Below are 26,150 nucleotides of genomic sequence, written 5' to 3' on the forward strand. Positions count from 1 at the left end.
GACGCATGATCCACTCCTCCCTGCCCAGACGCCTCCGCAGACGATCGCCCGCCCTGGTCGCCGCCACCGCCGTTGCCGCCGCGCTGCTCGTTCCGGTGGCGGCCGCCCGGGCGGACACCGCCCCGACCACCACTACGGCAGCCGTCCAGCAGGCCGAGGACACTGCAGCGGCCCAGGCCTCGGAGACCGGTCACCCCGTCCCGGTGGACTCCGCGACGACCCCCACCAGCACCCTGACCGCACAACCCGACGGCACCTTCACCCAGGAGATCAGCTCCGAGCCCGAGCGGGTCCAACACGACGGCTCCTGGGTCCCGTTGGACGCCACACTGCGCCTCAACGGTGACGGCGGCTACTCCCCCGCCGCGTCAACGACCGGCCTGACTCTCTCCGCAGGCGGCACCGCCCCACTGGCCACGCTGGACAACGGCGGCAGACAACTGTCCGTCTTTTGGCCCACCGCGCTACCGGCACCGACCGTGACCGGCGACAGCGCGCTGTACACGAATGTCCTCCCGGACATCGATCTCAAGGTCACCGCAGACGACCAGGGCGGCTTCGCCGAAGTCCTCGTCGTGAAAACCGCGGCCGCAGCCGCAAATCCCGCCTTGGCCCACCTCGCGCTGACCACCATAGGGACGGGCGTCACCGTGGCCGCCGACCATGCCGGCAACCTCACCGCCACGGACACCACGACCGGCGCGGAAGTCTTCCACGCGCCAGCCCCGCTGATGTGGGACTCGTCGCCGGGCACCGGCACGACATCCGCAACCGACTCAGCGACCGCCACCGCGACCAAGACCGTCAAGAGCGCCGCCTTCACAACCGACGCCCAGACATCAGGCATTCGAGCCACCGCCGCCGACGCGAGCCCGAAGACCGACGACCTCAGTAACGGCCCGGCTCCCGGCTCCCGGCAGGCCCAGGTCGCCGTAGCGGTCGACGGGGACGGTCAAGTGCAGCTCACTCCCGACCAGTCCCTGCTCACCAGCGCCAACCCGGCCCACTTCCCCGTCTACATCGACCCGACTTGGGTATCGGTGACCAAGGACTCGGCCGCGTACACCTACGTACAGTCCGCCTATCCGGACACCAGCCGCTACAACGCCGCCGGCACCGACCCCGGCGCCGGTGACCAGGACTGGACCTCGCCCACCGGGAAGGAACGCACGTACTACCAGTTCAGCATCGGCACCACGATGGGCGACAAGCACATCCACCAGGCACTGCTCAACGTCACCCAGACCTACTCAGCCGACTGGAGTTGCACCAAGTACACGGTCACCGAACTCAACGTCGCCCACATCGGCACCTCCACCACCTGGAACAACCAGCCCGGCACATACACCCAGACGGACAGCCGGGCCTTCACCGGTTCCAACAACGACGGCTGCGCCGGAGACACCAAGCAGGCCTTCGACGTGACTGGATCCGTCGCGGCGGACGGCGACGGCACCGTCACATACCGCCTAACTGGCAGCGAGACCAACCGCGACGCCTTCAAGCGCTTCGCAAAGGAGGCCACCCTCACGATCGACTACAACACCGCGCCGAACACGCCGACTGCCACCACCTCCAGCCCCATGCCACTGAACTCCGACGGCACCACGAACTACGGCTGCACCTCCAGCACCTACGGCTGGATCGGCAAGAACAACGGCGTCACCCTGTCCGGGCACGTGTCCGACCCGGACGGCGACAAGCAGAACATCCGCGGGCAGTTCGCCTTCTGGGACAAGGGCGGCGACGGCACCGCCACCGCCAGCAATCTGATCTCCACCGGCGACTCCGACGGCGACTCCGCCTCGGTCTCCGGATCAGGCGGCACCGTCCACATCACCGTCAGCCCCACGACCCATCCCCTCAAGGACGGCCATCTGTACGGCTGGCACGTCCGCGCCGACGACACGATCGACCAGTCCGCCGAGACCGACAACTGCTACTTCTGGTACGACGCGACCGCTCCCACCGGACCGACCATCACCAGCGAAGACTTCCCGGCCGACGGCAGCGGCACCGCCCACGCGGGCGACGCCGGCACCTTCCTGTTCTCGTCCACCGACCCCGTCCCCACAGGCGCCAAGGCGAGCGGCCTGGACCACTACGACTGGTCAACGTCCTCAGCTGCGGACCTCGCAGACGACGGGGGAACCCACGCGACCGGATGGATCGGCATCGTCCACTACACACCCACCGCCTGGGGCACCAACACCCTCTGGGTCGCCGCGGTCGACAAAGCGGGCAACGAGTCCCAGCCCGTCGCCTACCACTTCTACGTGCCGGAGAACCCGACCGGCAGCGTCCACCCCGGCGACGTGGACAACGACGGGCGGCCCGATCTGCTGGCCGGCGACTCCGCTTCCGGCAACCTCGCCCTGATACACACCGACCAGGAAACGCACGCCGCCCCGGCTACTGCCGCCGACGCCGCTGCCGCCCCCACGGCCGCCGACGGCACCAGCACCTGGGCCGACACCCTGATCGCGCACCGGTCCAGCAGCACTCACAGCACCACCGGAGCCTGGGTCGACGACCTGTGGGCGTACAAGAACGGCCATCTGTGGCTGTACAGCAACAACATCAACAACGATGGCGGACTGGCCGGCAACGGGAACCGCTATTACACGAAGAACAACCGCATCGCCATCACCCGGCCGGCCTGCGTGACAGGCGACTGCACCGGCTACACCTCCGACTGGAGTGCCGTCACCCAACTGATCGCGCCCGGCGACGTGGACGGCGACGGAGACCCCGACCTGCTCACCGTCGAGAACTCCAAGCTGTGGCTCTTCCTGGGCTCGAACGCGGGGAAGGTGACCGAGGCCCGCAAGCTGGGGGACTCTGGCTGGAGCGGTTACACGGTCCTCGCGCCCGGCGACATCAACGCCGACGGACACGCTGACCTGTGGACCCGCAAGAACGACACCGGCGAGATCTACCAGTACCCCATCAGTGTCGGCACCACGATCGCTCTGGGTGCGCGTACCCAGATCACCACCGGGGCATTCACACAGACGAGCCGCCCCCTGGCAGCCAGCCCGGGCGACCAGAACGGCGACGGCCTGCCCGACCTGTACACCGTCATCGTGTCCGGATCAGACCGCAGTCTGTGGGCCAACATGGGCCAGTCCCCCGACTCCAACGGGTACACCCTCGGCGCCCACAATGTCGTCAGCACCAACACCTTCTGGAACACCGTCACCGACATCGCCTGAAAAGGAACTGGCCCGCCGCCCGGGGGAGAGCGGCGGGCCAGCATCTTCCTCCCAGTGCCACGTCCACACAGACGCCGCCCTCGGCGTTACCGACGGCGCCACGATCCCGGGTCCGTCGAACCGCATACTGACTAAGCACGTGCCCTCTGTGGTGAGGCGGTCGCTGGCCTCAACATGGGGCAAGGACACTGGAGTTGGATCGCTCCGGACGGGGTGTGGGAGATCGCGAAGCCGTTGGTCGCTCCGTCCAGGGTGCGGTTGCAGGGCGGCGGAACGCACGACACGCCCGAGGAGACGTTGTTTGCGGCGATCGTCTACGTCCTGGTGAGGGGATGCGCCTGGCGCGACTTGCCGCCGTGCTTCGGGATATCGAAGTCGACGGCTCACCGACTGTTCCTGATCTGGTCCACAGCCGGTGTCTGGAGCCGGCTGCACGAGGCTGTCCTGCACCGACTGGACGACGCCGGCCTCGTCGATGTCACCGCCTCGTCCTGGACACCGTGCACGTCCGCGCTAAAAAGGGGGCGAACACACAGGTCCAAGCCCCGCGAACCGGGGCAAGCCGGGTTCCAAGATGCACATCTTGTCGGACGCAAACAGCCTGCCCCTCGTTGTCGGTGTCTCGGCCGGCAACGTCCACGACAGCGAAGGGCTGAAGCCCATGGTCGAGGGCCACCAAACGCAACACGACCCCTGTCGCGGCCGGCACTTCAAGCCGCAGATGCACCAAAACGGTTGCATAGTCGCAAGATGGCGCGCGTCACCATTACGGCCGTGGGCCGAAGCCGGTGGCCCTGCCCCTTCCCTGGCCCGCGAATTGCCCCTCGCACGGCTCGTTCTTTCGCCGCCCACGGACGCGCGCCTGCCATCACCGAGCACCCGCTTCATGACGTCCGCTCGTCCGTGGGCGGAACTACAGCTCGACAAGCACGATGACATCGGCATGTTCAGCCACCTCCGGCGCCACATCGCCGGGCAGGCAGAGCTCGACCTATTCGGGTAGACGGTTACGCAGCCCACGGAGGAGGCGTGGGAAGTAGGGGGTGCCGAAGTGCCCCCTGACCTTCGGGTACGAGGAGGAAGCGGTGGCGGGAGACGGCTCGGCGACGGCGGGGAGCCTCTGCATCTCATAGTGGCCACCAGCGATTGGCTGCAGCCACTGAACGCCTTCCTAGCCACCATGGCAGGGCGGTCACCGGAAGCATCACCTACGCGATCCCGAGCCCCTCGCCGACGAGGACTGGGGACCGCACGACACTCCGATGCACGCGCGTGGCACCCTACTCAACGCCACGGCTTCGGCATGGTCACCGGTACCGTAAACCTGCGGGCCGGAGCCATCTCCTTCCAGGGGGTCCGGCTTCTTTGCCCGCACTCGATTGCGCCGGCTTCACCCGTGCGTCCCCCCACGAGTAATGGTCCCCTACAGCGTCAGGTACTGATCTGCGGAAAGGGCCTGAGCCGGGTGTTCGAGCAGGAAGCCATCCAGGATCCTCAATGAGTTCGGGAAATGCGCCCCCTCCGGTCTGCCCCTTGTCCGTCGGGATCGCGAGGTCGAACCTGTTCCGCCCGGTGATCACGTGGGTCTTCGAACCACACTATGCCCCGGTCGAGGATTCAGTCAGTCAGTCCCCCCTCTCAGAGCCTGCATGCTCACCGAGTCGGTCGCACAGCAGGGCCGCGGCGACATACGTCCGTCGCAGCGAACGGTCGGTCATGTTCCCGCAGTTCCCGGCACGCCGCCTCCTACCAATACGGATGAGGTTTTCGGCAGGGGCACCGTCGTCCAAGGTGCTGACCTCGGCGATACGGCAGCGAGTCGCAACATGATGGTGGACCAGGCTGACCATGGACGCCCCCGTCAAGCGGTGACAGGAATGTAAGAAAAGAGCCTTAACAATGAGGAAAAAGCCCGTCTGGCCTGCGCACTTAGCTTGATCATTAGAATCCGCCCCCATCATAACGTCACGTACGTCCTGTACATTTTTTACAGACAGCCTGCCGTGAGGAGGGGTACGCCATGACCCGACCGACCGCCCGTCACGTCCTGCCCGAGTTCCACGAGCGCACGAGCGCCGGCCGCAAGACGATGGATCCGTACTCGAAGCTCCTGGAGGAGCGGATCGTCTTCCTCGGGACGCCGATCGACGACATCTCGGCGAACGACGTGATGGCGCAGTTCATGTACCTCGAACACCAGGCCCCGGACCGCGACATCGCGCTGTACATCAACTCCCCCGGCGGCTCGTTCAGCGCGATGTCGGCGATCTACGACACGATGCAATACGTCGGTTGCGACGTGGCGACGACCTGCCTCGGCCAGGCCGGCTCCTCCGCGGCGGTGCTGCTGGCGGCCGGCACCCCGGGCAAGCGCTCCGTCCTCCCCGGCGCCCGGGTGGTGATCCACCAGCCCGCCCTGACCGAGCCGGTGCGGGGGCAGGCGAGCGACCTGGCCATCCAGGCGGACGAGTTGCTCCGGGTGCGGGCCCGTCTGGAGGAGCTGCTGGTGCGGCACACCGGGCGCACTGCCGAACAGGTGAGCGCGGACATCGAGCGGGACACGGTCCTGGACGCGCAGGGCGCCCTGGACCACGGCCTGGTGGACGCGATCGTCCCGAACCGCAGGTCCTCGCTCACCACGCCGGGCGCGAGGTGAGCCGCGGATGGTCCCCGACCTGCCACCGCTGCCCGCGCTCACGCGCGCGGAGGGCGAGCTGATCGACCGTTATCTCGACGTGGTCGACCTCCTGGGCCGGATCAACCCGGCGCGGCACGAGGACACCTACGGCGGACTGCGCGCGGCGCAGGCCCTGGTGAGCAGGGCGGCCGAGCTGCGCGACGCGCTGGTCCTGATGCACGCGCGCGGTGAGCGCGAGCTGCACGCCGCGACGCTGGCCCGGGCGCTGCGGGTCCTGGACGGCGAGCGGCGTACGGCTCGGGTCACCGTGCCGCCCGCCGCCGACAGTTGACGAGGCGTCCGGAGCTGAGTCGAAACGGACCAAACGACGTACCCCCTGTTGGAGGAGGCGCGGCTCCTTTTTCACGCCCGTCAGAGGTGCGCAACACGCCTGACACGGGAGTGGAATGAGAGGTTTCTGTGCAGGTCGGGGGCTCCTCTGGCCCTCGACACGCCTGCGTTCGAAGGGGTGTTCACCCAAACGAGTGAGTGGTGAGTAACAACACAAATCCACGGTTGCGTTGGGTTTTTCGCACTTCCGTACGCCAAGATCCCTGTCTGACGACAAGACCCCGCCGCAGCGGCGGGGCGATCCGGGCGGACGCCGAGTCCTGCCGCCGCGCGGATGACAGGTCGACAGAAGTGGATCGGCAGGAGTGGAGGACCCAAGCACGACGGGTCGCCGGGACGGTCACGCCATGACCGGGCCGAGCAGCCCTTGGGGTGAAGCCGCGTCAGCGGCCGGGCAACTTCGCCAGCCCGAATCCGACAGGTCATCCTTCACAGGCGGCTGACGAAGGGTTGCGCATGACTGCGCTCAATCGTGTCCCGTCGCTGATGGTCCGGGCCGGTACGGTCTCGGCCTTCGCCATGGCCGCCGTGGGCGGCTCCGTCGTGGTTCCGGGTGTCGCAGCCGACGCCGCCGCCGCGACGCCGGCGACGAAGGCACTCAAGGTCGCGGCCTCCAAGAAGGGCTCGCCGTACAAGTACGGCGCCACGGGACCCCGCCGCTTCGACTGCTCAGGGCTGACGCAGTACTCGTTCAAGAAGGTGGGCAAGAAGCTCCCGCGCACGGCGGCCCAGCAGTACAACAAGACCCGCCACATCAAGGCCGGCAGCCGCAAGGCCGGTGACCTGGTGTTCTTCCACTCGGGCTCGAACGTCTACCACGTCGGCATCTACGCCGGGAAGGGAAAGATCTGGCACGCCCCCAAGACCGGGGACGTGGTGCGACTGCAGAAGATCTGGACGAAGAGTGTCTGGTACGGCCGGGTCAAGTGACGCCCCGGGGGGCCGGCGGCGCCCTGACCTGCCGCCGGTCCCCCGGGACTCCCGGAACCTCTGTCGCCTGCACGCCCAGGGGCTCCCGGAACCCACCGAGTGCGCGGCATTCCTGCCGTGGCGCCGGGCGGCCGTCGGCCTGTGGCACAACCGGGCCCCGCGGCCGGAAAAGAGCCTGCACCCGGCGCCTGTGCGCACCGGGTGCAGGCTCTTGCTCTGGTCAGGAGGGGACGATCTGCCACTGCTGCTGGGCGAGGCTGGTGTAGCTCCACTGGTTGACGGCGGCTCCGTCGGCGGTGGAGCCGCTGTCGACGTTGAGGGACAGGCCGCTGAACCGGTTGGTGAGCAGGTAGTAACCGTCGCCGGTGGGAGTGATGGCCCAGTGCTGCTGCGGGGCGGTGGCGTCGCTCCAGATGTCGGCTGTGCCGCCGTTCGCACGGGAGAGCCCGCCGATTTCCATGAGCGTGCCGCTGTTGACGTTGCGGATCTTGTAGTAGCCGTTGTCGGCCGCGACGATGGTCCACTTCTGGTTGGAGTGGTTCTGCCAGGGCCACTGGATGACGGGGGTGTTGTTGGCGGTCTTGCCTCCGGAGACGTCGGCGGCCTTGCCGCTGTGCCGGGCGACGAGACGGTACACGGTGCCGTCGCCGGGGAAGAGGGGGGAGACCTGGGCGGGCGTGGCGGTGCGGCCGCCGATGCGCAGGTTGCCGATGTTGGCGTAGCCGCCGGTCGCGGCGGTGACCTGGATGCGGACGAAGGCGGCGTTGCGGGCCGGCCACTCGACGATCTTGGTGGTGCGGTCGCCGGTCCAGGAGGCGGTGGCGGCCTGGGTGAAGGTGACACCGTCGGTGCTGGTGGAGATGGTGCAGGCGGTGATGTCGCCGTCGGTGCTGTTGCTGCGGTTCCACTGCTTGGGCAGGTACTCCAGGCTGGAGATGTTGCTCCACACGCCGCCGAGGTCGATGGTGATGCTCTGCGGCAGTGACAGGCTCCAGGTGGACCAGCAGGTCTCGACGCCCTTGTCACTGAAGCCGTCGATGGCGTTCATGGGGCCTTCACCGGTGTGGAACGCGGTCGCGTAGGCGGCCACGGGGGTGACCGGGTGTTCGACGCGCAGCATCTGGGTGGGCAGGGGCGCCCGGCCGGAGTTGGGGCCGCCCCAGGCGTTGCCGACGTCGGTGAGCCGCTGGACGATGTTGTTGTCCAGCACACCGTTGCGGTTGGGCGGGCAGTTCAGGATGAACGAGGTGTACTTGGGCTCCAGGTCCCCCAGGTGGGACAGGATGCTCTGCTGGCTCAGCAGCGACTCGGTGGGGGTCGACGGGTGCCAGAACCACCCGTTGCTGATCGTCTGGCCCTGCAGCGAGGCATAGGTGTTGCCCGTCGGTGAGGTGATGCCGAGGGGCTCCTCGAAGTAGATGGCGTCCCCGAGGAAGGGGACCGACAGCCCACCGTGGTCGATCATCACGATGTCGGGCTGCAGGGACTTCACGTGTTCCCTGATGCGCTGGTAGGGGACGGCCTGCTGGCCCATCTGCCAGGCGTAGCCGTCCGTGATGAACATGTCGATGGTGCCGTAGTTGCTGAGCAGTTCGGTGATCTGGCCGAGGATGTAGGTGAGGTCACCGGGCTGGATGGCCTGGGTGGTGTCGGTGACGTGGCCGCCGTAGGCCTGTACGGGACGGGTGCGGTCCCAGATGGAGAAGTACAGGCCGACCTTCAGGTTCCGGGCCCGGAAGGCGTCCACGTACTGCTTGACGATGTCCTGCTTGTAGGAGCTGTAGGCGACGTTGTACTTGTTGTAGGCGGTGGGCCACAGGCAGAACCCGTCGTGGTGCTTCGTGGTCAGCACCCCGTACTTCATCTGCGCGGCGACCGCGGCGGCCGCCCACTGGTCGCAGTTGACCGCCGTGGGCGCGAAGCGGGTGGGGTCCTGGTTCGGGCTGGCCCACTCCTCGTTGGTGAACGTGCCCATGTTGAAGTGGTTGAACATGCCGAAGCGCATGTTCACCAGGTTGCTCAGATTGGTCTGCATGTCCGCGGCGGCCGCCTGGGGCAGGAGGCGGGAGGCGCCGGGGAGCACGGGCAGCGCGCTCGCGGCAACGGCGGCGCCCGCGGCGCCCAGCAGGGTACGGCGGGAAATTCTTCCTGACGGCATGGGGGTACTCCCGGCTTCGGGTGGCTCTGAGACGTCGGAGGCGAGGCGGTCGGGGCGGACGTTCGAAAGTGCCGCCCCTTGCGCTCCTGGCGCGGCCTTCGCAGGGGCTGAGGGCGCCGAATGTTACGCACGAAGTTCGGTGACGTGACCGCCGTATGTCAACAGGCGAGCGGATGAATGTACTCAAGGACCGGACAGGATGCGGCTTTTGTCCCGATTGAGAAGGATTAATTTCCGCGCAGACATGCCATGTCTTCACAGATGCAGGGCGCAGCACCGCTCACCAGCACTCAAAAGGTGGGATCGCAAGGGGCTGCGCATCACGGATATGCATCAGCCATGGGATGGATAGATCGCCAAGCGGGGCCCGAAGAGCACCCTCTCCACCGTTACGTCTCCTTTGTTCAGCGAACTTTCCGCTGCCATCTAGACAGCGCCGCCCATCGGTGTCTATAAACATCCCATCTCTCCGGGGGCGACATGCAGAAGTTGCACCGGCGAAACGTCTCCCGCTACGGGACCAGCGCGAGGAATACACCGATGAGACTCAGAACCGCTCTCAGCACCACCGCCTCCGTCGTCTGCGCACTGACGCTGCTCAGCGCCTGCAGCGGCAGCTCGGGCACCACCGCCTCGTCGAGCGGCAAGCCGCTCGTGGGCGTCGACTACCCGCGCTCCGACACCGACTTCTGGAACTCGTACATCAAGTACACGCCCCAGTACGCCAAGGAGCTGGGCCTGGACCTGAAGACGACCAACTCGCAGAACGACGTGGCGAAGCTGACCGCGAACGCCCAGACGTTCATCAGCCAGGGCGTCAAGGGCCTCGCGATGGCCCCGCAGGACACCGCGGCCATCGCGCCCACGCTGGCCCAGCTGGCGGCGAAGAAGATCCCCGTCGTCACCGTGGACACCCGCCCCGACAGCGGCAACGTCTACATGGTGGTGCGGGCCGACAACCGCGCCTACGGCGAGAAGGCCTGCCAGTTCCTCGGCACCAAGCTCGGCGGCAAGGGCAAGGTCGTCATGCTGGAGGGCGGCCTCGACTCCATCAACGGCCGTGACCGCACCGAGGCGTTCAACGACTGCATGAAGAAGAACTACCCCGGCATCAAGGTGTTCGGCGAGGCCACCAACTGGGACGGCGCGGTCGCCGCGCAGAAGCTCCAGACCGACCTGACGGCCAACCCGGACATCAAGGGCGTCTACATGGAGTCCAGCTTCGCCCTCGCCGGCACGCTCCAGGTGCTCAAGCAGAAGGGTCTGCTGGTCGACCCGAAGGACAAGAAGCACGTCTTCATCGTGTCCAACGACGGCATCCCCGAGGAGCTCAAGGACATCGCCGCCGGCAAGATCGACGCCACGGTCTCCCAGCCCGCGGACCTCTACGCCAAGTACGCCCTCTACTACCTGAAGGCCGCGATCGACGGCAAGACGTTCAAGCCGGGCAAGACCGACCACGACAGCACCATCATCCAGGTCCGCGACGGCGTCCTCGAGGACCAGCTGTCCGCCCCGCTGGTCACCGCCGACGGCGGCACCTACGGCGGCGTGCCCAGCGTGAAGAGCGACGACAAGTCGCTGTGGGGCAACAACCTCGGCTGACCCGTCCCCTCAGGCACCCAACGGCTCACAAGAACAAGGCGGTTGAGATGAGCGACGGGGAGCGAGCAGTCACCCCCGCGCCCGCTCCGGCGAACGACGGGCGGGCCCCCGCAGCCCCGCCCGTCGTCGAGGCGGCGGGCATAGTCAAACGATTCGGTCCGACGGTGGCCCTGAACGGCGCCAGGATCACCATCAGGCCCGGCGAGACCCACGCGCTCGTCGGCCGCAACGGGGCCGGCAAGTCGACCCTGGTCTCCGTCCTGACGGGCCTGCACGCCCCGGACGAGGGCACGGTCACCTTCGGCGGCGAACCCGCACCCCGGCTCAGCGAACGTGACGCATGGCGACAGCGCGTGGCCTGCGTCTACCAGAAGTCGACGATCATTCCCACGCTGACCGTCGCCGAGAACCTCTTCCTGAACCGGCACCACCACGGCCGGGGCCGGCTGATCAGCTGGCCTGGGGTGCGCCGCCGGGCGCAGGAGTTGCTCACGACCTGGTCGGTGGACGTCGATCCGCAGGCCCCGGCCGGTGATCTGAGCGTCGAACAGCGGCAGTTCGTGGAAATCGCCCGGGCGCTCTCCTTCGGAGCCCGGTTCATCATCCTCGACGAGCCGACCGCACAGCTCGACGCGGCGGCGATCAACCGGCTCTTCGACCGCATCCGTGACCTGCAACGGCAGGGCGTGACCTTCCTGTTCATCAGTCACCACCTGCAGGAGGTCTACGAGATCTGCGACATGGTGACGGTGTTCCGCGACGCCCGCCACATCGTGACCGCCCCGGTCGCGGAGCTGCCCCGCACCGAACTGGTCGCCGCCATGACCGGTGAGGCGGCGGCGGACCGGCTCGAGGAACGCGCGAGCACCCTCGACGCCAAGGCCACGGCGGCTCTCGCCGTGACGGGCCTGAACAGCGAGGCCTTCGAGGACGTCACCTTCCGGATCGGCGCCGGTGAGATCGTGGGTCTGGCCGGAGCCGCGGGCAGCGGCCGTACCGAGGTCGCCGAGACCGTCGTGGGTCTGCGGGCCGCGGACGGCGGTGGGGTGGAGATCGCCGGGAGGCGGCCGAGGCCGGGCAGTGTGCCCGCCGCGCTGGCCGCCGGCGCCGGGTTCGTGCCGCAGGACCGGCACCATCAGGGGTTCGTCCCCGACATGTCGATCGCCGACAACGCGACCCTGTCCGTGCCGAAGCGACTCGGGAAGAACGGCTTCCTCAACCGCGGGCGGCGCGACCGGCTCGCCGAGGGCATGATCGAGCACCTGGCGATCAAGACGCCGGGCCCCGACCTGCCCGTCTCCGCGCTCTCCGGCGGCAACCAGCAGAAGGTCGTCATGGCCCGCGCCCTGGCCGACGACCCCCGGCTGCTGGTCCTGATCAACCCGACCGCCGGTGTCGACGTGCGGTCCAAGGAGTTCCTCCTCGGCAAGGTCGAGGAGACCGCGCAGACCGGCACCGGAGTGCTCATCGCCTCCGACGAGCTCGACGACCTGCGCATGTGCGACCGGGTCCTGGTGATGTTCCAGGGCCGAGTGACGACAGAGATAGCCCGCGGCTGGCACGACCACGACCTCGTGGCCGCGATGGAAGGAGTGGACCTCAATGCCTGAAACCGTCCTCGCGGACACCGCCGCCCAGGCCGTGGAACCCAAGCTCAAGCGGACCGCGCTGCTCGGCGGCCGGATTCCCCTGGCCCGGCTGCGCGACCTCGCCCTGGTCCCCGCGATCGTCGTCATCGCGGTGGTCGGACAGATCGTCAACCCGGTCTTCCTCCAGGCGGACAACCTCATCAACGTCCTGCAGACGATGTCCGAGATGGCGCTGCTGGTCCTCGCCCAGACGATGATCCTGATCGTCAAGAAGATGGACCTGTCCCTGGAGTCCACCATGGGCCTCGCCCCGGGTGTCGCCGCCTGGCTGGTGGTGCCGACCGGCGCGGGCCACGGACTCGGCCTGCTGCCCGGCGGCTGGGCGATCCCGGTCACCCTGGCCGTGGGCGTGCTGGTCGGCGTGATCAACTCCCTGCTGATCATTCGCTTCGGCCTCAACGGCTTCATCGTCACGCTCGGCATGCTGATCGTGCTGCGCGGCATCCTCACCGGCATCTCCGGAGGCCAGACCTTCTTCCAGCTGCCGCAGTCGATGCTCTACCCCGGCACCGCCGAGTGGTTCGGCATGCCCGCCTCCATCTGGATCTGCCTGATCCTGTTCGCCGCCGCGATCGTGGTGCTCGGCTGGACCAGCTTCGGCCGCTCCCTGTACGCCATCGGCGGCAACGTCGACGCCGCGAAGGCGGCCGGCATCCGCACCGACCGGGTGCTGTGGATCGTCATCGTCACCGGCAGCGTGCTCGCCGCCCTCGCCGGACTGCTGCTCTCCGGGCGCCTGGCCTCGGTCGCCTCCGCCCAGGGCAACGGCTACATCTTCACCGTCTTCGCCGCCGCCGTCATCGGAGGCATCAGCCTCAACGGCGGCAAGGGCACCATGTTCGGCGCGTTCTGCGGCATCCTCCTGCTGTTCATGATCCAGAACGTGCTGACTCTGGCAGGTGTGCCGGCCCAGTGGATCGGCGCCCTCAACGGCCTGATCATCCTGGTCGCCCTGGCCATCTCCCGCATCACCGGCGGCAAGGTCCAGGAATGACCCGGGCGGCCCGCATGCCGCCCGACCTCCGCCGCGTTCACGTCTCGTAGCAAGGGGGCCCGATCCCCCCTTGCCCTCACAGGAGTTGCCGCCATGTCCTCCACTCTGCCCGCCTCCGCCCGCATCACCGCCCTGGACGTCCTGGACGTGCGGTTCCCCACCTCCGAACACCTCGACGGGTCGGACGCGATGAACCCCGAGCCGGACTATTCCGCCGCCTACGTCGTCCTGCGCACCGACGCGGGTGATGGGCTGGAGGGACACGCCCTCGCCTTCACCACCGGCCGCGGGAACGACGCCCAGGCCGCCGCCATCGCCACCCTCGCCCCGCACGTGGTCGGCCTCTCCGTCGACGAGGTCTGCGCCGACCTCGGCGCGTTCTCCCGCTCCCTGGTCCACGACCCCCAACTGCGCTGGCTCGGACCGGAGAAGGGCGCCATCCACATGGCCACCGGAGCGGTCGTCAACGCCGCCTGGGACCTTGCCGCCAAGCGCGCGGGCAAGCCCGTGTGGCGCTTCCTCGGCGAGATGTCGCCCGAGGAGCTGGTCGCCCAGGTCGACTTCCGCTGGCTCTCCGACGCCCTGACCCCCGAGGAGGCCCTTCAGATCCTGCGCCGGGCCGAGCCCGGTCGCGAGGAGCGCGTCAACCACCTGCTGGAGCGCGGCTACCCGGCGTACACCACCACCCCCGGCTGGCTGGGCTACTCCGACGAGAAGCTCGCCCGCCTGTCCCGCGAGGCCGTCGCGGACGGCTTCACCCAGATCAAGCTGAAGGTCGGCGCCGATCTCCAGGACGACATCCGGCGCCTGCGCGTCGCCCGCGAGACCGTCGGTCCGGACATCCGCATCGCGGTGGACGCCAACCAGAGATGGGACGTCCAGCCCGCCATCGACTGGATGCGCGCCCTGGCCCCCTACGACCCGTACTGGATCGAGGAGCCCACCTCCCCCGACGACATCCTCGGCCACGCCGCCGTACGCAGGGGCGTCAGCCCCATCAAGGTCGCCACCGGCGAACACATCGCCAACCGGGTCGTCTTCAAGCAGCTCCTCCAGGCCGGCGCGGTGGACATCGTGCAGATCGACTCCGCCCGTGTCGGCGGTGTCAACGAGAACATCGCCATCCTGCTGCTCGCCGCCAAGTTCGGGGTGCCGGTCTGCCCGCACGCGGGCGGTGTCGGACTGTGCGAGATGGTGCAGCACCTGTCGATGTTCGACTACATCGCCGTCTCCGGCACCACCGAGGACCGGGTCATCGAGTACGTCGACCACCTCCACGAGCACTTCGTCGACCCGGTCCGTATCGCCGAGGGGCACTACCTCGCCCCCACGCTCCCCGGCCTCAGCGCCCAGATGCACCCCGAGTCCCTCAAGGAGTACACCTACCCCGACGGCCCCGTGTGGACGGCCCGTGCCTGACGCCCAGGTCCTCATCGACGCCCACCACCATGTGTGGGACCTCGACACCCGGCCGCAGTCCTGGCTCGACGAACCCGGTCACGAACCGATCCGCCGCAGCCACGGCGTCGACGACCTGCGCACCGCCGCGACCAGGCCGATCGCGGGACGGCGGCTGGAGCGCACCGTGCTCGTCCAGTGCGTGGCCTCGGTCGACGAGACGCGCGAGTTCCTCGCCCTCGCCGACGACACCCCGCTCGTCGGCGCGGTCGTCGGCTGGGTGGACCTCACCTCCCCGGCGGTCGGCGACGTACTGGACGCGCTGCGCGCCGGGCCCGGCGGTGGGTATCTGCGGGCCGTACGTCATCTCGTCCAGGGCGAGTCCGACGCCGCCTGGCTCCAACGGCCCTCGGTGGAGCGGGGACTGCGGGCGGTGGCCGAACGGGGCCTCGGGTACGACCTGTTGATCCGCGACCACCAGTTCCCCCAGGCGATCCGTCTGGCCGAACGTCTCCCCGGCCTTCCCCTGGTCCTCGACCACGCCGGAAAGCCTCCCGTCGCCGGACGTGACCTGGAGGACTGGGAGCGGAGCGTGCGACGGCTGGCCGCGCACCCCCACGTGCGGTGCAAGGTGTCGGGCCTGATCACCGAGGCCGACCCCGCGAAGTGGACCGTCGACGACATCCGGCCGGTGTGGGAGACCCTGCTGGCCGCCTTCGGACCCGAGCGCCTGATGTTCGGCTCGGACTGGCCGGTCTGCGTCCTCGCCGGCGGCTGGAACCGCTGGGCCGCCGCCGTGGAGGAACTCCTCGACGGCTGCTCCGCCGCCGAGACCGGGGCGGTCCTCACCGAAACCGCCACCGCGTTCTACGGCCTCGATCCCGCGCGAAGGAAGGAGCGCACCTGATGCTGCTGACCGAACTCCTGCACCCGGGCATCCTCGAAGCCCTGGCGGGTGCCGGACACGGCGCCCGTGTCCTGCTCGCCGACGGCCACTACCCCGCGAGCACCGCCACCGGTGAACGGGCCAGAACCGTCCACCTCAATCTCGCGCCGGGCACCCTGGACGTCACCACCGTCCTGGACGTGCTGCTGCGGGCCCTTCCCGTGGAGTCGGCGCAGGTGATGGTGCCGCCCGAGGGCGAGCCCGAGCCGGCGGCCATCGCCGAGTACCGCTCGATGCTGGCGCCCGTCCCCCTCGACACCCTCGGCCGCTTCGAGTTCTACGACGCCGCCCGCTCCCCCGACCTGGCCCTCGTCGTCGTCACCGCCGACATCCGCACCTACGCCAACCTGCTGCTGACCATCGGCGTCCGCGCTGAAGGGACCCTGACCCCACGATGACACTCGCCGTCCGCTACACCTCCGCCCGCACCCTGGACACCGCACCCGCCCAGACGGCGCCGCCCGGCCCCGGTGAGGTGGAGATCGCCCCCGCCTTCGTCGGGATCTGCGGTACTGACCTGCACATCTTCCACGGCGACATGGACGCCCGGGTCAGCGCGCCCGCCGTCCTCGGGCACGAGATGTCCGGACGCGTCGTACGCGTCGGCCCGGACGTCGAGGGCTGGGCACCCGGTGACGCAGTCACCGTCATGCCGCTGCGCTGGGACGACACCTGCCCCGCCTGCCGCAACGGCCACCAGCACATCTGCCAACACCTCGACTTCATCGGCATCGACTCCCCCGGCGCCATGCAACAGCGCTGGACCGTCCCCGCCTCCACCCTCATACGACTGCCCGACTCCCTCCCGCTGGACCAGGCAGCGCTCGTCGAGCCCACCGCGGTCGCCGTGCACGACGTCGGCCGCGCCCAGGTGCGCGAGGGCGAGCGGGTCGTCGTGGTCGGCGGCGGCCCCGTCGGCGTCCTGATCGCCCTGGCCGCCAGGGCCGCCGGCGGAGACGTGCGGGTGGTGGAACTCAACGCCCACCGCAGGTCGCTCGCCGAGGAGTTGGGACTGAGCACCTGGGACCCCGCCGCCACCGACGTGAGCGCGCTGGTCTCGGAGTGGACCGCCGACGCGGGGGCTGACGTGGCCTTCGAGGTGTCCGGCGCGCAAGGGGGCGTGGAGACGGCCGTCGACGTGCTCGGCGTGCGCGGCCGGCTGTGCCTGGTCGCCATCCACTCCCGGCCCCGCGAGGTGAACCTGCACCGCTTCTTCTGGCGCGAACTCACCCTCGTCGGTGCCCGGTTGTACGACCGCTCCGACTTCGAACGAGCCGTGTCCCTGGTCGCGGAGGGTGCCGTCCCCGCAGACCGGCTGATCACCAAGATCGTGCCCTTGACCGACGCACCGGCTGCCTTCGAGGCGCTGGAGGGCGGCGGAAACGTGATGAAGATCCTGGTGGACTGCACCGACGAGGCCCAGGGAGCCGTCCAGTGAACGCCTTTGATCTGACAGGCAAGCTCGCCGTCGTCACCGGCGCCCGGCGCGGCATCGGCCGCGCCATGGCCCGGGCTCTCGCGGAGGCCGGCGCGGACGTCATCGGGGTGAGCGCCTCGCTGGAGGAGTCCGGCAGCGCGGTGGAGAAGGACGTCACCGCCGCCGGCCGGACCTTCGAGGCGATCCGCACCGACTTCGCCGACCCCGAGGCGGTGCGGGCCCTGGGCGAGGACCTCGCGGGCCGACAGCGTCCGGTGGACATCCTGGTCAACAACGCCGGCACCATCCGCCGCACCCCGGCCGCCCAGCACAGCGACGCCGACTGGGACCTGGTCCTCCAGGTCAACCTGAGCGCCCAGTTCGCCCTCACCCGCGCCGTCGGCGCCACCATGGTCGCCCGCGGCCAGGGCAAGATCGTCTTCACCGCGTCCCTGCTCAGCTTCCAGGGCGGCATCACCGTCCCCGGCTACACCGCCGCCAAGCACGGCATCGCAGGCCTGACCAAGGCGCTCGCCAACGAGTGGGCCCCGCACGGCGTCAACGTCAACGCCATCGCGCCCGGTTACATCGCCACCGACAACACCCAGGCCCTCCAGGACGACCCCGCCCGCAGCAAGGCCATCCTGGAGCGCATCCCGGCCGCCCGCTGGGGCAACGCCGACGACCTCGCCGGCGCCACCGTCTTCCTCGCCTCCTCCGCCGCCGACTACATCCACGGCACCGTCCTCCCCGTCGACGGCGGATGGCTCGGCCGATGACCGGCAACACCCTGGCCTCCGTACTGGCCGGTGCCCGTCTCATGCCGGTACTGACGGTGCCCTCCGCCGCGAGCGCCGGTCCGCTGGCGGACGCGCTCGCGGCGGGCGGCGCCCGGTGCGCCGAGGTCACCTTCCGCACCCCGGACGCCGAGCAGGCGCTCAAGGCGATGGCGGCCCACGGTGGCCTGGCGGTCGGCGCCGGCACCGTGCTCACCCCCGAGCAGGCCGAGCGGGCCGTGGCTGCCGGGGCCCGGTTCGTCGTCTCTCCCGGTTTCGACGAGGATGTCGTCGCCAAGTGCCGGGAGTTGGCGGTGCCCGTCGTGCCCGGCGTCGCCTCCGCCACCGAGCTGATGCGCGCCCTGCGGGCCGGCCTCGACACCGTCAAGCTGTTCCCCGCCGAACCCCTCGGCGGCCTCCCGATGCTGCGCGCCCTCGCGGCGCCCTTCCCGCAGGCTCGGTTCGTGCCGACAGGCGGCATCGACGCATCGCGCCTGCCCGCCTACCTGGCCCACCCGGCGGTCCTCGCCGTCGGCGGCAGCTGGATGGCCACCGCCGTCCATCTGGAGCGGGGCGAGTACGGGGAGATTCGCCGGCTGACCGCCGAGGCCGTGCACGGGAGCGCGCCGTGACCGACGTGATCGCCCTCGGCGAGGTGATGCTCCGCTTCGATCCCGGTGAGGGCCGCATCCGTACCTCCCGCACCTTCCAGGTGTGGGAGGGCGGTGGCGAGTACAACGTCGTGCGCGGACTGCGCCGCTGCTTCGGCCTGCGCACCGCCGTCGTCACCGCCTTGGCCGACAACGCGGTCGGACGCCTCGTCGAGGACCTGATGCTCCAGGGCGGGGTCGACACGTCACTGATCCGCTGGGTGCCCGCCGACGGCATCGGCCGCACCGCCCGCAACGGCCTGAACTTCGTCGAGCGCGGCTTCGGCATCCGGGGCGCGCTCGGCGTCAGCGACCGCGCGGGCACAGCCGTCTCGCAGCTGCGCAAGGGAGACGTGGACTGGGACGCCGTGTTCTCGGCCGGGGTGCGCTGGTTCCACACCGGCGGCATCTTCGCCGGCCTGTCCGACACCACCGTGGACGTCGCCGACGAGGCCATGACGGCCGCTCGGCGGCACGGTGTGACGGTGTCCTACGACCCCAACTACCGCCCCAGTCTCTGGGACGGGCGGGGCGGCGCGGAGCGGGCACGCGAGGTCGACCTGCGGCTCGCCCGGCACGCCGACGTCGTCGTGGGCGCCCTGGGCCTGGCGGGACCGTGGCCGGGGGCACTGCGGGTCCTGGCGGACGAGGTGCAGGACGCGCTCGTCGCCGTGGCCGAACTCCTGCCGCAGGCGGAGGTGCTCGCGACGACCCTGCGGGACGTGCCCTCGGCCGGGGTCAACGACTGGTCCTCGGCCGCCTGGTCGGCCCGGACCGGGTTCGTCCGCGGCCCGCGGATGCCCGGCCTGCACGTCCTGGACCGCATCGGCTCGGGTGACGCGTTCGCGGCCGGACTGATCTACGGCCTGTTGACGGGCGACGGCGACGAGGGCGGCTCGTCGGCCGGCGTCAGGCCCACGGGCCCTCTGGATGCCGCCCGCCTGCACCGCGCTCTGGGCTACGGCACCGTCCACGGCGCACTGGCCATGACCACGCCCGGTGACGTCTCCATGGCCTCACTCGCGGAGGTCGAGGCGCTCATGGCGGGTGGCTCGGCCGCCGTCAGACGATGACCGGCCCTCGGCCACCGCACCACACCGCAACGGGAGCACAGATGACGCATCGGACCATGAGGCAGCGGAAGATCACGAACACCCCCGTCGGGCTGACGGAACTCGGCTTCGGGGCCTCCGTGATCGGCAATCTCTACCGAGTCACCCCCGCGGACGACGCCCGGTCCGCGGTCGAGGCGGCCTGGGACGCCGGTATCCGCTACTTCGACACTGCGCCGCACTACGGGCTCGGCCTCTCCGAGCGCCGCCTGGGAGCGGCCCTGCGGGGGCGTCCACGCCACGAGTACGTCGTCTCCTCCAAGGTCGGCCGTCTGCTCGTCCCCAACGAGCGGCCCCGCGGCGTCGACAGCGAAGGCTTCATGGTGCCGGACGACGTGCGCAGGCAGTGGGACTTCAGCCGCGACGGCGTGCTTCGCTCCCTTGAGGAGACACTGGAGCGCACCGGCCTGGACCGCATCGACGTCGTCTACCTGCACGACCCCGACGACCACTGGCTGCAGGCCGCCGACGAGGCCATGCCCGCGCTCGCCGAACTCCGCGACCAGGGCGTGATCGGGGCGATCGGCGCCGGCATGAACCAGTCCGCCATGCTCGCCCGCTTCCTGCGCGAGACCGCCGCCGACGTGGTCATGCTGGCCGGCCGCTACACCCTCCTCGACCAGTCCGCCCTCGACGACGTCCTGCCCGCCGCGCAGGAACTCGGCAAGAGCGTCGTCGCCGTCGGCGTGTTCAACTCCGGCCTCCTCTCCCAGGACCGGCCCGCCGAGGGCATGAAGTACGACTACCAGGACGCCCCGCCCGAGTTGGTCGAGCGTGCCCTGGCCATCGCCGACGTCTGTGCCGCGCACGGCACGACCCTGCCGGCCGCGGCGATCGCCTTCCCCCTCACGCACCCGTCCGTCGTCAACGTCACGCTCGGGATGCGGAACCCGGAACAGGTCGCACGGAACGCGGAACTGCACCGCCTGCCCGTCCCCGACGGCCTCTGGGACGATCTCCGGGCCCAGGGACTGGTCCGCTCGGACGCGCCCGCGGTGAGCGTCCCGGAAGGGAGCCCTCGGTGTCGTTGACGGACAAGGCCATAGACCAGCTGCGTGAGTTGATCCGCACCGGTGCGCTGCCGCCGAACTCGAAGCTGCCACCGGAGCAGGACCTGGCCGCGCAGCTGGGACTGTCGCGCAACCTGGCCCGGGAGGCGGTCAAGGCACTGGCCGTCGCCAGGGTCCTGGAGGTCCGGCGCGGCGACGGGACGTATGTCACCAGCCTGCAGCCGAGTCTGCTGCTGGAGGGCCTGGGAGGAGCGGTGGAACTCCTGCAGGGCGACTCGACCGCCCTGCAGGACCTCATGGAGGTGCGGCGACTGCTCGAACCGGCCGCGACCGCCCTCGCCGCCACCCGCATCTCCGACGGACAACTGGCCGAGATCAAGGGGCACCTCGACGCGATGCGCGAGGCACGCGACGACATCGAACGGCTCACCGCCCATGATGCCGCCTTCCACCGGGAGGTGATCTCGGCCACCGGCAACGAAACCCTGCTCACCCTGCTGGAAGGCATCTCCGGCCGCACCCTGCGCGCCCGCATCTGGCGTGGCCTGGTCGACACCCAGGCATCGGGGCGCACCCTCGCCGAACACGAGGCGATCTTCAACGCCCTGTCCATCCGCGACCCCGCCCTGAGCCAGGCCGCCGCGCTGCTGCACGTGAGCACCACCGAACAGTCGCTCAGGGAGCATCTGCGCTCCGGCGAGGCTCCTCCCCTCAGATAGACGCCGATGACGCGCGGGCCGGCACTTCCACCATGTGTTCCTGGTTGCTGCCGGTGGTGGGCGGCCAGTTGAAGAGGACCTTCTCCAGCGTCGGCGCAGGAGCGTGACCTGGGGCGGAGAGGGAGGGGACGGAGCGGGGACGCGGTGGGCGCTGGAAGCGACGCAGGTGGTGTGGGCCGTGGTGCCGGGGCGCCCGCGGGGCCCGGCACCACGGCCCGTGCGTTCAGAGGGCGACGAGCTGCCAGTCCTGGTTGGAGCCGTCGGTGGTGGGCCACTGGATCACGTAGGCGCTGTCGGCGGTCGAGGCGTCCTTGACGTCGGCGCACCAGCCGGTGTGGACGTTGACGAGGCGGTAGTAGCCGCTGGTCTTGGAGGGGACCAGGTTCCACCACTGGTTGTCGCCGCCGTCGTCGGTCGACTGGTCGAGGATCGCGCCCTGGGTGGAGCCGTCGGGGCTTTCGAGTGCCTTGCCGCTCTTGACGCTGACCAGCCGGTAGGAACCGTCTGCGTTCGGCAGCAGCTTCCACTGCTGGTTGGTGCTGCCGGCGCCGCCCCAGGGGTACTGGATGATGTTGGCGCCGTCGAGGGTCGAGGCGTCCTTGACGTCCAGCACCTTGCCGCTCTTGCGGTTGACCAGCTTGAAGGTGCCCAGGTCCGCGCCGAAGGGCCGGTCGTAGACCTCCAGGTTGCGGATGGAGGCCCACACGCCGGTCGGCAGCCCGGTGACGGTGACGCGCACATAGCGCGCCTGCGCCCGGAACTGGGCGACCTGCACCTGGCTGGTGCTCGCCGTCGCGGTGAGGTCGGCGAGCACGGTCCAGGTCGTGTTGTCGGTCGAACCCTCGATCCTGTACTGGTAGTTGGTCTTGTCGAGCTCCCAGGCGATGCGGGTGCCGGTGAGGGAGCGGGTGGAGCCGAGGTCGACCTTCAGCCAGTGGCCGGTGTTGCCGTTGTTCGCGCACCAGCGGGTGGCGGTGGACCCGTCGACGGCCTTGCCCGCGGTGTTGCCCTTGGAGGTCTCCTCGCTGTCGGCGGTGGCGGTCTTGCCGGGGGCGATGTCCGCGGGCTGCACGGACCGGTCCAGGGTGACGCCGACGACGCTGTCCTGCGGATGGGTCGTGCGGTCGATGCCGCTGACGGCGACCCGGCCGTCGCTTCCGACCGTGTAGGACAGGGTGGTGCCGAAGCGCACGTCGAAGACGCGGGTGACCTGGGCGTCCCCGATCGACGGGGTGGTGAAGGAGGTGCCGGTGTAGCCGGGCAGCAGGTGGACGTAGAAGGTGTTGTCCTTGTACGTGAAGCCGTACTGGCCGTCGGCCGGGTTCCACGGCCCGCCACGGGTGCCGTAGACGGACTGACCGCAGGCGGTCATGAAGCTGCCGATCTGGCGCAGCAGGCTCGCCTGGCCCGAGGAGACGGTGCCGTGCCGGTCCGGGCCGACGTTGACCATCGCGGTCATGTTCCGCACCCAGCAGTTGACCAGGATGTTCATCGCGGTGCCGTAACTCATGACCTTGTTGTCGGAGTTGTAGCCCCAGGAACTGCCGACCGTGAAGACCTTCTCGACGAGGTTGCCGGTGCGGATCGCCCCGGTGGGAACCCCCGGGCCCTCGTCGTTGATGTAGTCGCCCGTCCAGCCGGACCGCAGGTTGGCGACGATGTCGGGCTGGTGCTTGCGCACCATGCCCATCAGACCCAGCGGCTTGCCACTGGCGTCGTTCTCGCCGTAGGCGGCGTCCACCGGCCACTGGTTGGTGGTGTCCCGGTACTGGCCGGGCTCCCAGAAGAACGCCGCGTCGGCGTCGCTGCCCTTCTCCGCCAGCCAGCCGCCGTCCCACCACAGGTCGTCGATGACGCCGTACTGGGTGACCAGCTCCTTGACCGACTCGTACACCTCGTTCTTCATGATCCGCGCGTTCTCCTTGTGCGCCGGATCGGTGGTGTAACCCCAGGGATTCGTCGCGCAGTTGGTGCCGGTGACGTCGTAGTAGCCGGGGTAGCGCCAGTTGATCGGCGAGTAGTACAGACCCACCTTCAGTCCGGCCGCTCGTACGGCGGCCACGTAGTCCTTGACGAAGTCCCGGCTGAGCGGGGCCTGTCCGCTGTTCCAGCTGTTGGGGTGGTTCAGCGGCCACAGCGCGAACCCGTCGTGGTGACGCGTCGTCAGCGTCACGTACTTCGCCCCGAAGTCCTTGGCCAACTGCGCCCACGCCGTGGGGTCGTAGGCGTCCGCGGTGAACTGCTCGCTCGTGGCGTCGGTGACGTACTTCTGGTAGTCGGACGGCGTGACGGGGGCGTTGTGCATCCACCACTCGCCCTTGGCCGGGCCCGAGTAGACACCCCAGTGGATGAACATGCCGAGCTTGGCGTCCTGCAGCCACTGGATCTTGGCGTCGGGCTGCTGCTCCAGCCCCAGGTCGGTCTTGGGGATGCGCAGAGGCGGCAGGGGCAGGGGATCGGTGGCCGTTGCGGCGTAGGCGGGTGTGGTCATCGCGAGGGAGCCGACCGAGGCGGCCACCGTCATGGCCGCCATGCCGGCGAGCACCGATCTGCGTGAGATGGATTCCGGCAACGTGGTTCCTCCTGTTTGATCGTCATGGAGACGCCCGGGGTGGCGGCCTTGGGTCAGGCGGCGGCACGGCTCGGCCGGGGCCCCCGCGGGGGCGATGAGAGTCCCCCTCTCCCTCCGACTCCACCCGAAGACATTGGATGGATTAAGGAATACGCACGGCGCTTCTGTCCAGAGTGATGACACAAGTTTCCGTGTGGAGCCTGAGAAGACGCCGATGACGCCTTGCTGATCAAGCAATACATAGGATGTCTACAGGAGCGACTCAGGGGCGAGGGGGTCGACATCGGATTCGTTCGAAGCGTTGACGAGGCCCTTGCCGAGCCCTACGGTGCTCCAGCAGAAACGCACACCTTCCGACATTTATCCAAGTCCCCGGGTGGATGAGCCGCCACCCGGGAGGAGCCGAACCCGGCGCCGGCGCCTGCCTTCTCGCCGGCTTTCGAAGAGGGAACCGCCATGCTCCGTCGTGTCTGCTTGCTGCTGTCCGCCGTACTCGTCTGCGTGTCCGGGCTGCTGGCCATCGGCGCGCCCGCGCAGGCCGCCTCCGTGACCGTGACCAACGCGACCCAGTTCACCGACACCACCGGAGCCGTGGTCCACGCCCACGGCGGCGGCGTCCTCAAGGTCGGCACGTACTACTACTGGTTCGGCGAGAACCGCAATCCCGACAACTCCTTCAAGTACGTGTCGGTCTACCGCTCGACGGACCTGAAGACCTGGGAGTTCCGCAACAACGTCCTCACGCAGAGCAGCGCGGCCGAGCTCGCCACCGCCAACATCGAGCGGCCCAAGGTCATCTACAACAGCACCACCGGCAAGTACGTCATGTGGATGCACAAGGAGCTGGCCACCGACTACACCCAGGCCCGCGTCGCGGTCGCGGTGTCGGACACGGTCGACGGCACCTACACCTACCTGGGCAGCTTCCGGCCGCTCGGCATCACCTCGCGCGACATGACCCTGTACAAGGACACGGACGGTTCGGCCTATCTGGTCTCCTCCGCCAACGAGAACGCCGACCTCGACATCTTCAAGCTCACCGCCGACTACACCGGGGTCGCAAGCCTGGTCGCCAACCCGTGGCCCGGCACCTACCGCGAGGCTCCGGCACTGTTCAAGCGGGGCAGTGTCTACTTCATGCTCACCTCGGGCAACAGTGGCTGGAAGCCCAACCAGCAGCGGTACGCCACGGCCACCAGCCTGGCCGGTCCCTGGACCGCGATGACCGACGTCGGCAACGACACGGCCTACGGCTCCCAGACGGCCTTCGTCCTGCCCGTCCAGGGCACCGCCGGCACCTCGTACCTGTACATGGGTGACCGCTGGGGCAACTCCATCGGCGGCACGGTCGAGGACTCCCAGTACGTCTGGCTGCCGCTGACCTTCCCCACCAACACCACCATGGACCTGCCGTGGTACCCGCAGATCGCCGTCGACACGGCGGCCGGAACCGTCACTGGCGTGGGCGGCGGCCCGTACTACAACCTCGTCACCCGGCACAGCGGCAGGTGCGTCGACGTCTCGGACAACTCCGCCGCCGACAGCGCGGTCGTCCTGCAGTACGACTGCAACAGCGGCCTCAACCAGCAGTGGCGGCTCACCGACGCCGGCAGCGGCTATGTCCAGGTCGTCGCCGAGCACAGCGGCAAGTGCCTGGACGTGGCCAACGCCTCCACCGCGGACGGCGCCTACGTCAACCAGTACAAGTGCACCACCGGCACCAACCAGCAGTGGCTCCTGCAGGACCAGGGCAACGGCTACTACCACCTCGTCGCCCGGCACAGCGGCAAGTGCCTGGACGTGAAGGACGCCTCCACCGCCAACGGCGCCCGCCTCATCCAGTGGACCTGCGGCACCGGCACCAACCAGCAGTTCCAGCAGCGCACCGCCTGACGGCCGCGGCCGCGAACCCCTGCCGGACGGCAGGGGTTCGTCGCGTCCCGAGGAGCACCCTCTCTGGCGGATCACGCT

General features: G+C 69.3%; 19 protein-coding genes, 1 pseudogene and 1 riboswitch. Of the genes and pseudogenes, 18 read left to right on the top strand and 2 right to left on the bottom strand.

Going from position 1 to position 26,150, the window contains the following annotated elements; all coding sequences use genetic code 11:
- The first annotated feature begins 5 nt into the window (after positions 1 to 5).
- From AQJ54_RS25070 to AQJ54_RS25085, 5 genes and pseudogenes are all read left to right on the top strand, one after another.
- Positions 6 to 3,215 carry an FG-GAP-like repeat-containing protein gene (locus AQJ54_RS25070; RefSeq protein ID WP_062241100.1) on the top strand — a complete coding sequence of 1,070 codons (3,210 nt, stop codon included), beginning with the start codon at positions 6 to 8 and terminating at the stop codon, positions 3,213 to 3,215.
- A 174-nt stretch (positions 3,216 to 3,389) separates the two neighbouring features.
- A pseudogene (locus tag AQJ54_RS43795) lies at positions 3,390 to 3,936 on the top strand (IS5 family transposase); the annotation flags it as partial.
- Positions 3,937 to 5,235: 1,299 nt separating this feature from the next.
- The gene (locus AQJ54_RS25075) at positions 5,236 to 5,871 is read left to right on the top strand and encodes an ATP-dependent Clp protease proteolytic subunit (protein WP_062241102.1); all 636 of its coding nucleotides are present in this window, start codon (positions 5,236 to 5,238) and stop codon (positions 5,869 to 5,871) included.
- A gap of 7 nt (positions 5,872 to 5,878) precedes the next feature.
- Positions 5,879 to 6,184, top strand: a complete 306-nt coding sequence (locus tag AQJ54_RS25080) for a hypothetical protein (protein WP_030316406.1) — start codon at positions 5,879 to 5,881, stop codon at positions 6,182 to 6,184.
- A 332-nt stretch (positions 6,185 to 6,516) separates the two neighbouring features.
- Positions 6,517 to 6,696, top strand: a riboswitch (cyclic di-AMP (ydaO/yuaA leader).
- A gap of 3 nt (positions 6,697 to 6,699) precedes the next feature.
- Complete coding sequence (locus AQJ54_RS25085; RefSeq protein ID WP_030316404.1) at positions 6,700 to 7,173, top strand: C40 family peptidase; 474 nt, start codon at positions 6,700 to 6,702, stop codon at positions 7,171 to 7,173.
- Positions 7,174 to 7,393: 220 nt separating this feature from the next.
- Here AQJ54_RS25085 and AQJ54_RS25090 read toward each other — a convergent pair whose 3' ends face one another.
- Positions 7,394 to 9,331 (bottom strand): alpha-L-fucosidase, encoded by a 1,938-nt coding sequence (locus AQJ54_RS25090; protein WP_062241104.1) that lies wholly within the window; start codon positions 9,329 to 9,331, stop codon positions 7,394 to 7,396.
- A 540-nt stretch (positions 9,332 to 9,871) separates the two neighbouring features.
- On the opposite strand from AQJ54_RS25090, the gene AQJ54_RS25095 reads away from it, so the two are divergent.
- From AQJ54_RS25095 to AQJ54_RS25150, 12 genes are all read left to right on the top strand, one after another.
- On the top strand, positions 9,872 to 10,936 hold the full coding sequence (locus AQJ54_RS25095) for a sugar ABC transporter substrate-binding protein (protein ID WP_062026228.1): 1,065 nt from the start codon (positions 9,872 to 9,874) through the stop codon (positions 10,934 to 10,936).
- 47 nt (positions 10,937 to 10,983) lie between these two features.
- Positions 10,984 to 12,546 carry a sugar ABC transporter ATP-binding protein gene (locus AQJ54_RS25100; RefSeq protein WP_062241106.1) on the top strand — a complete coding sequence of 521 codons (1,563 nt, stop codon included), beginning with the start codon at positions 10,984 to 10,986 and terminating at the stop codon, positions 12,544 to 12,546.
- Entirely contained in the window at positions 12,539 to 13,579 is a 1,041-nt protein-coding gene (locus AQJ54_RS25105; RefSeq protein WP_062026226.1) for an ABC transporter permease, read from the top strand. The genes AQJ54_RS25100 and AQJ54_RS25105 overlap by 8 nt, the downstream gene beginning before the upstream one ends.
- Positions 13,580 to 13,672: 93 nt before the next feature.
- The gene (locus tag AQJ54_RS25110; protein WP_062241107.1) at positions 13,673 to 14,998 is read left to right on the top strand and encodes an L-fuconate dehydratase; all 1,326 of its coding nucleotides are present in this window, start codon (positions 13,673 to 13,675) and stop codon (positions 14,996 to 14,998) included.
- Positions 14,991 to 15,884 carry an amidohydrolase family protein gene (locus AQJ54_RS25115; protein WP_062241110.1) on the top strand — a complete coding sequence of 298 codons (894 nt, stop codon included), beginning with the start codon at positions 14,991 to 14,993 and terminating at the stop codon, positions 15,882 to 15,884. Before AQJ54_RS25110 ends, AQJ54_RS25115 begins: the two co-directional genes overlap by 8 nt.
- The gene (locus AQJ54_RS25120; RefSeq protein ID WP_062241112.1) at positions 15,884 to 16,321 is read left to right on the top strand and encodes an RbsD/FucU domain-containing protein; all 438 of its coding nucleotides are present in this window, start codon (positions 15,884 to 15,886) and stop codon (positions 16,319 to 16,321) included. The genes AQJ54_RS25115 and AQJ54_RS25120 overlap by 1 nt, the downstream gene beginning before the upstream one ends.
- Entirely contained in the window at positions 16,318 to 17,361 is a 1,044-nt protein-coding gene (locus AQJ54_RS25125; protein WP_062241114.1) for a zinc-dependent alcohol dehydrogenase, read from the top strand. Before AQJ54_RS25120 ends, AQJ54_RS25125 begins: the two co-directional genes overlap by 4 nt.
- On the top strand, positions 17,358 to 18,119 hold the full coding sequence (locus tag AQJ54_RS25130) for an SDR family oxidoreductase (RefSeq protein ID WP_062241115.1): 762 nt from the start codon (positions 17,358 to 17,360) through the stop codon (positions 18,117 to 18,119). The genes AQJ54_RS25125 and AQJ54_RS25130 overlap by 4 nt, the downstream gene beginning before the upstream one ends.
- A complete protein-coding gene (locus AQJ54_RS25135; protein WP_062241117.1) occupies positions 18,116 to 18,748 on the top strand; it encodes a bifunctional 4-hydroxy-2-oxoglutarate aldolase/2-dehydro-3-deoxy-phosphogluconate aldolase in 633 nt (210 codons plus the stop codon). The genes AQJ54_RS25130 and AQJ54_RS25135 overlap by 4 nt, the downstream gene beginning before the upstream one ends.
- Positions 18,745 to 19,839 carry a sugar kinase gene (locus AQJ54_RS25140; RefSeq protein WP_062241120.1) on the top strand — a complete coding sequence of 365 codons (1,095 nt, stop codon included), beginning with the start codon at positions 18,745 to 18,747 and terminating at the stop codon, positions 19,837 to 19,839. Before AQJ54_RS25135 ends, AQJ54_RS25140 begins: the two co-directional genes overlap by 4 nt.
- A gap of 56 nt (positions 19,840 to 19,895) precedes the next feature.
- A complete protein-coding gene (locus AQJ54_RS25145; protein ID WP_107121139.1) occupies positions 19,896 to 20,909 on the top strand; it encodes an aldo/keto reductase in 1,014 nt (337 codons plus the stop codon).
- The gene (locus AQJ54_RS25150; RefSeq protein WP_062026217.1) at positions 20,900 to 21,607 is read left to right on the top strand and encodes a FadR/GntR family transcriptional regulator; all 708 of its coding nucleotides are present in this window, start codon (positions 20,900 to 20,902) and stop codon (positions 21,605 to 21,607) included. The genes AQJ54_RS25145 and AQJ54_RS25150 overlap by 10 nt, the downstream gene beginning before the upstream one ends.
- A gap of 223 nt (positions 21,608 to 21,830) precedes the next feature.
- Here AQJ54_RS25150 and AQJ54_RS25155 read toward each other — a convergent pair whose 3' ends face one another.
- Complete coding sequence (locus AQJ54_RS25155; RefSeq protein ID WP_062241125.1) at positions 21,831 to 24,179, bottom strand: alpha-L-fucosidase; 2,349 nt, start codon at positions 24,177 to 24,179, stop codon at positions 21,831 to 21,833.
- Between the two features lie 456 nt (positions 24,180 to 24,635).
- On the opposite strand from AQJ54_RS25155, the gene AQJ54_RS25160 reads away from it, so the two are divergent.
- Complete coding sequence (locus AQJ54_RS25160) at positions 24,636 to 26,072, top strand: RICIN domain-containing protein (RefSeq protein ID WP_062241127.1); 1,437 nt, start codon at positions 24,636 to 24,638, stop codon at positions 26,070 to 26,072.
- Positions 26,073 to 26,150: the final 78 nt, after the last annotated feature.

The sequence above is a fragment of the Streptomyces griseorubiginosus genome, assembly GCF_001514195.1.
GTDB classification, from domain to species: Bacteria; Actinomycetota; Actinomycetes; order Streptomycetales; family Streptomycetaceae; genus Streptomyces; species Streptomyces griseorubiginosus.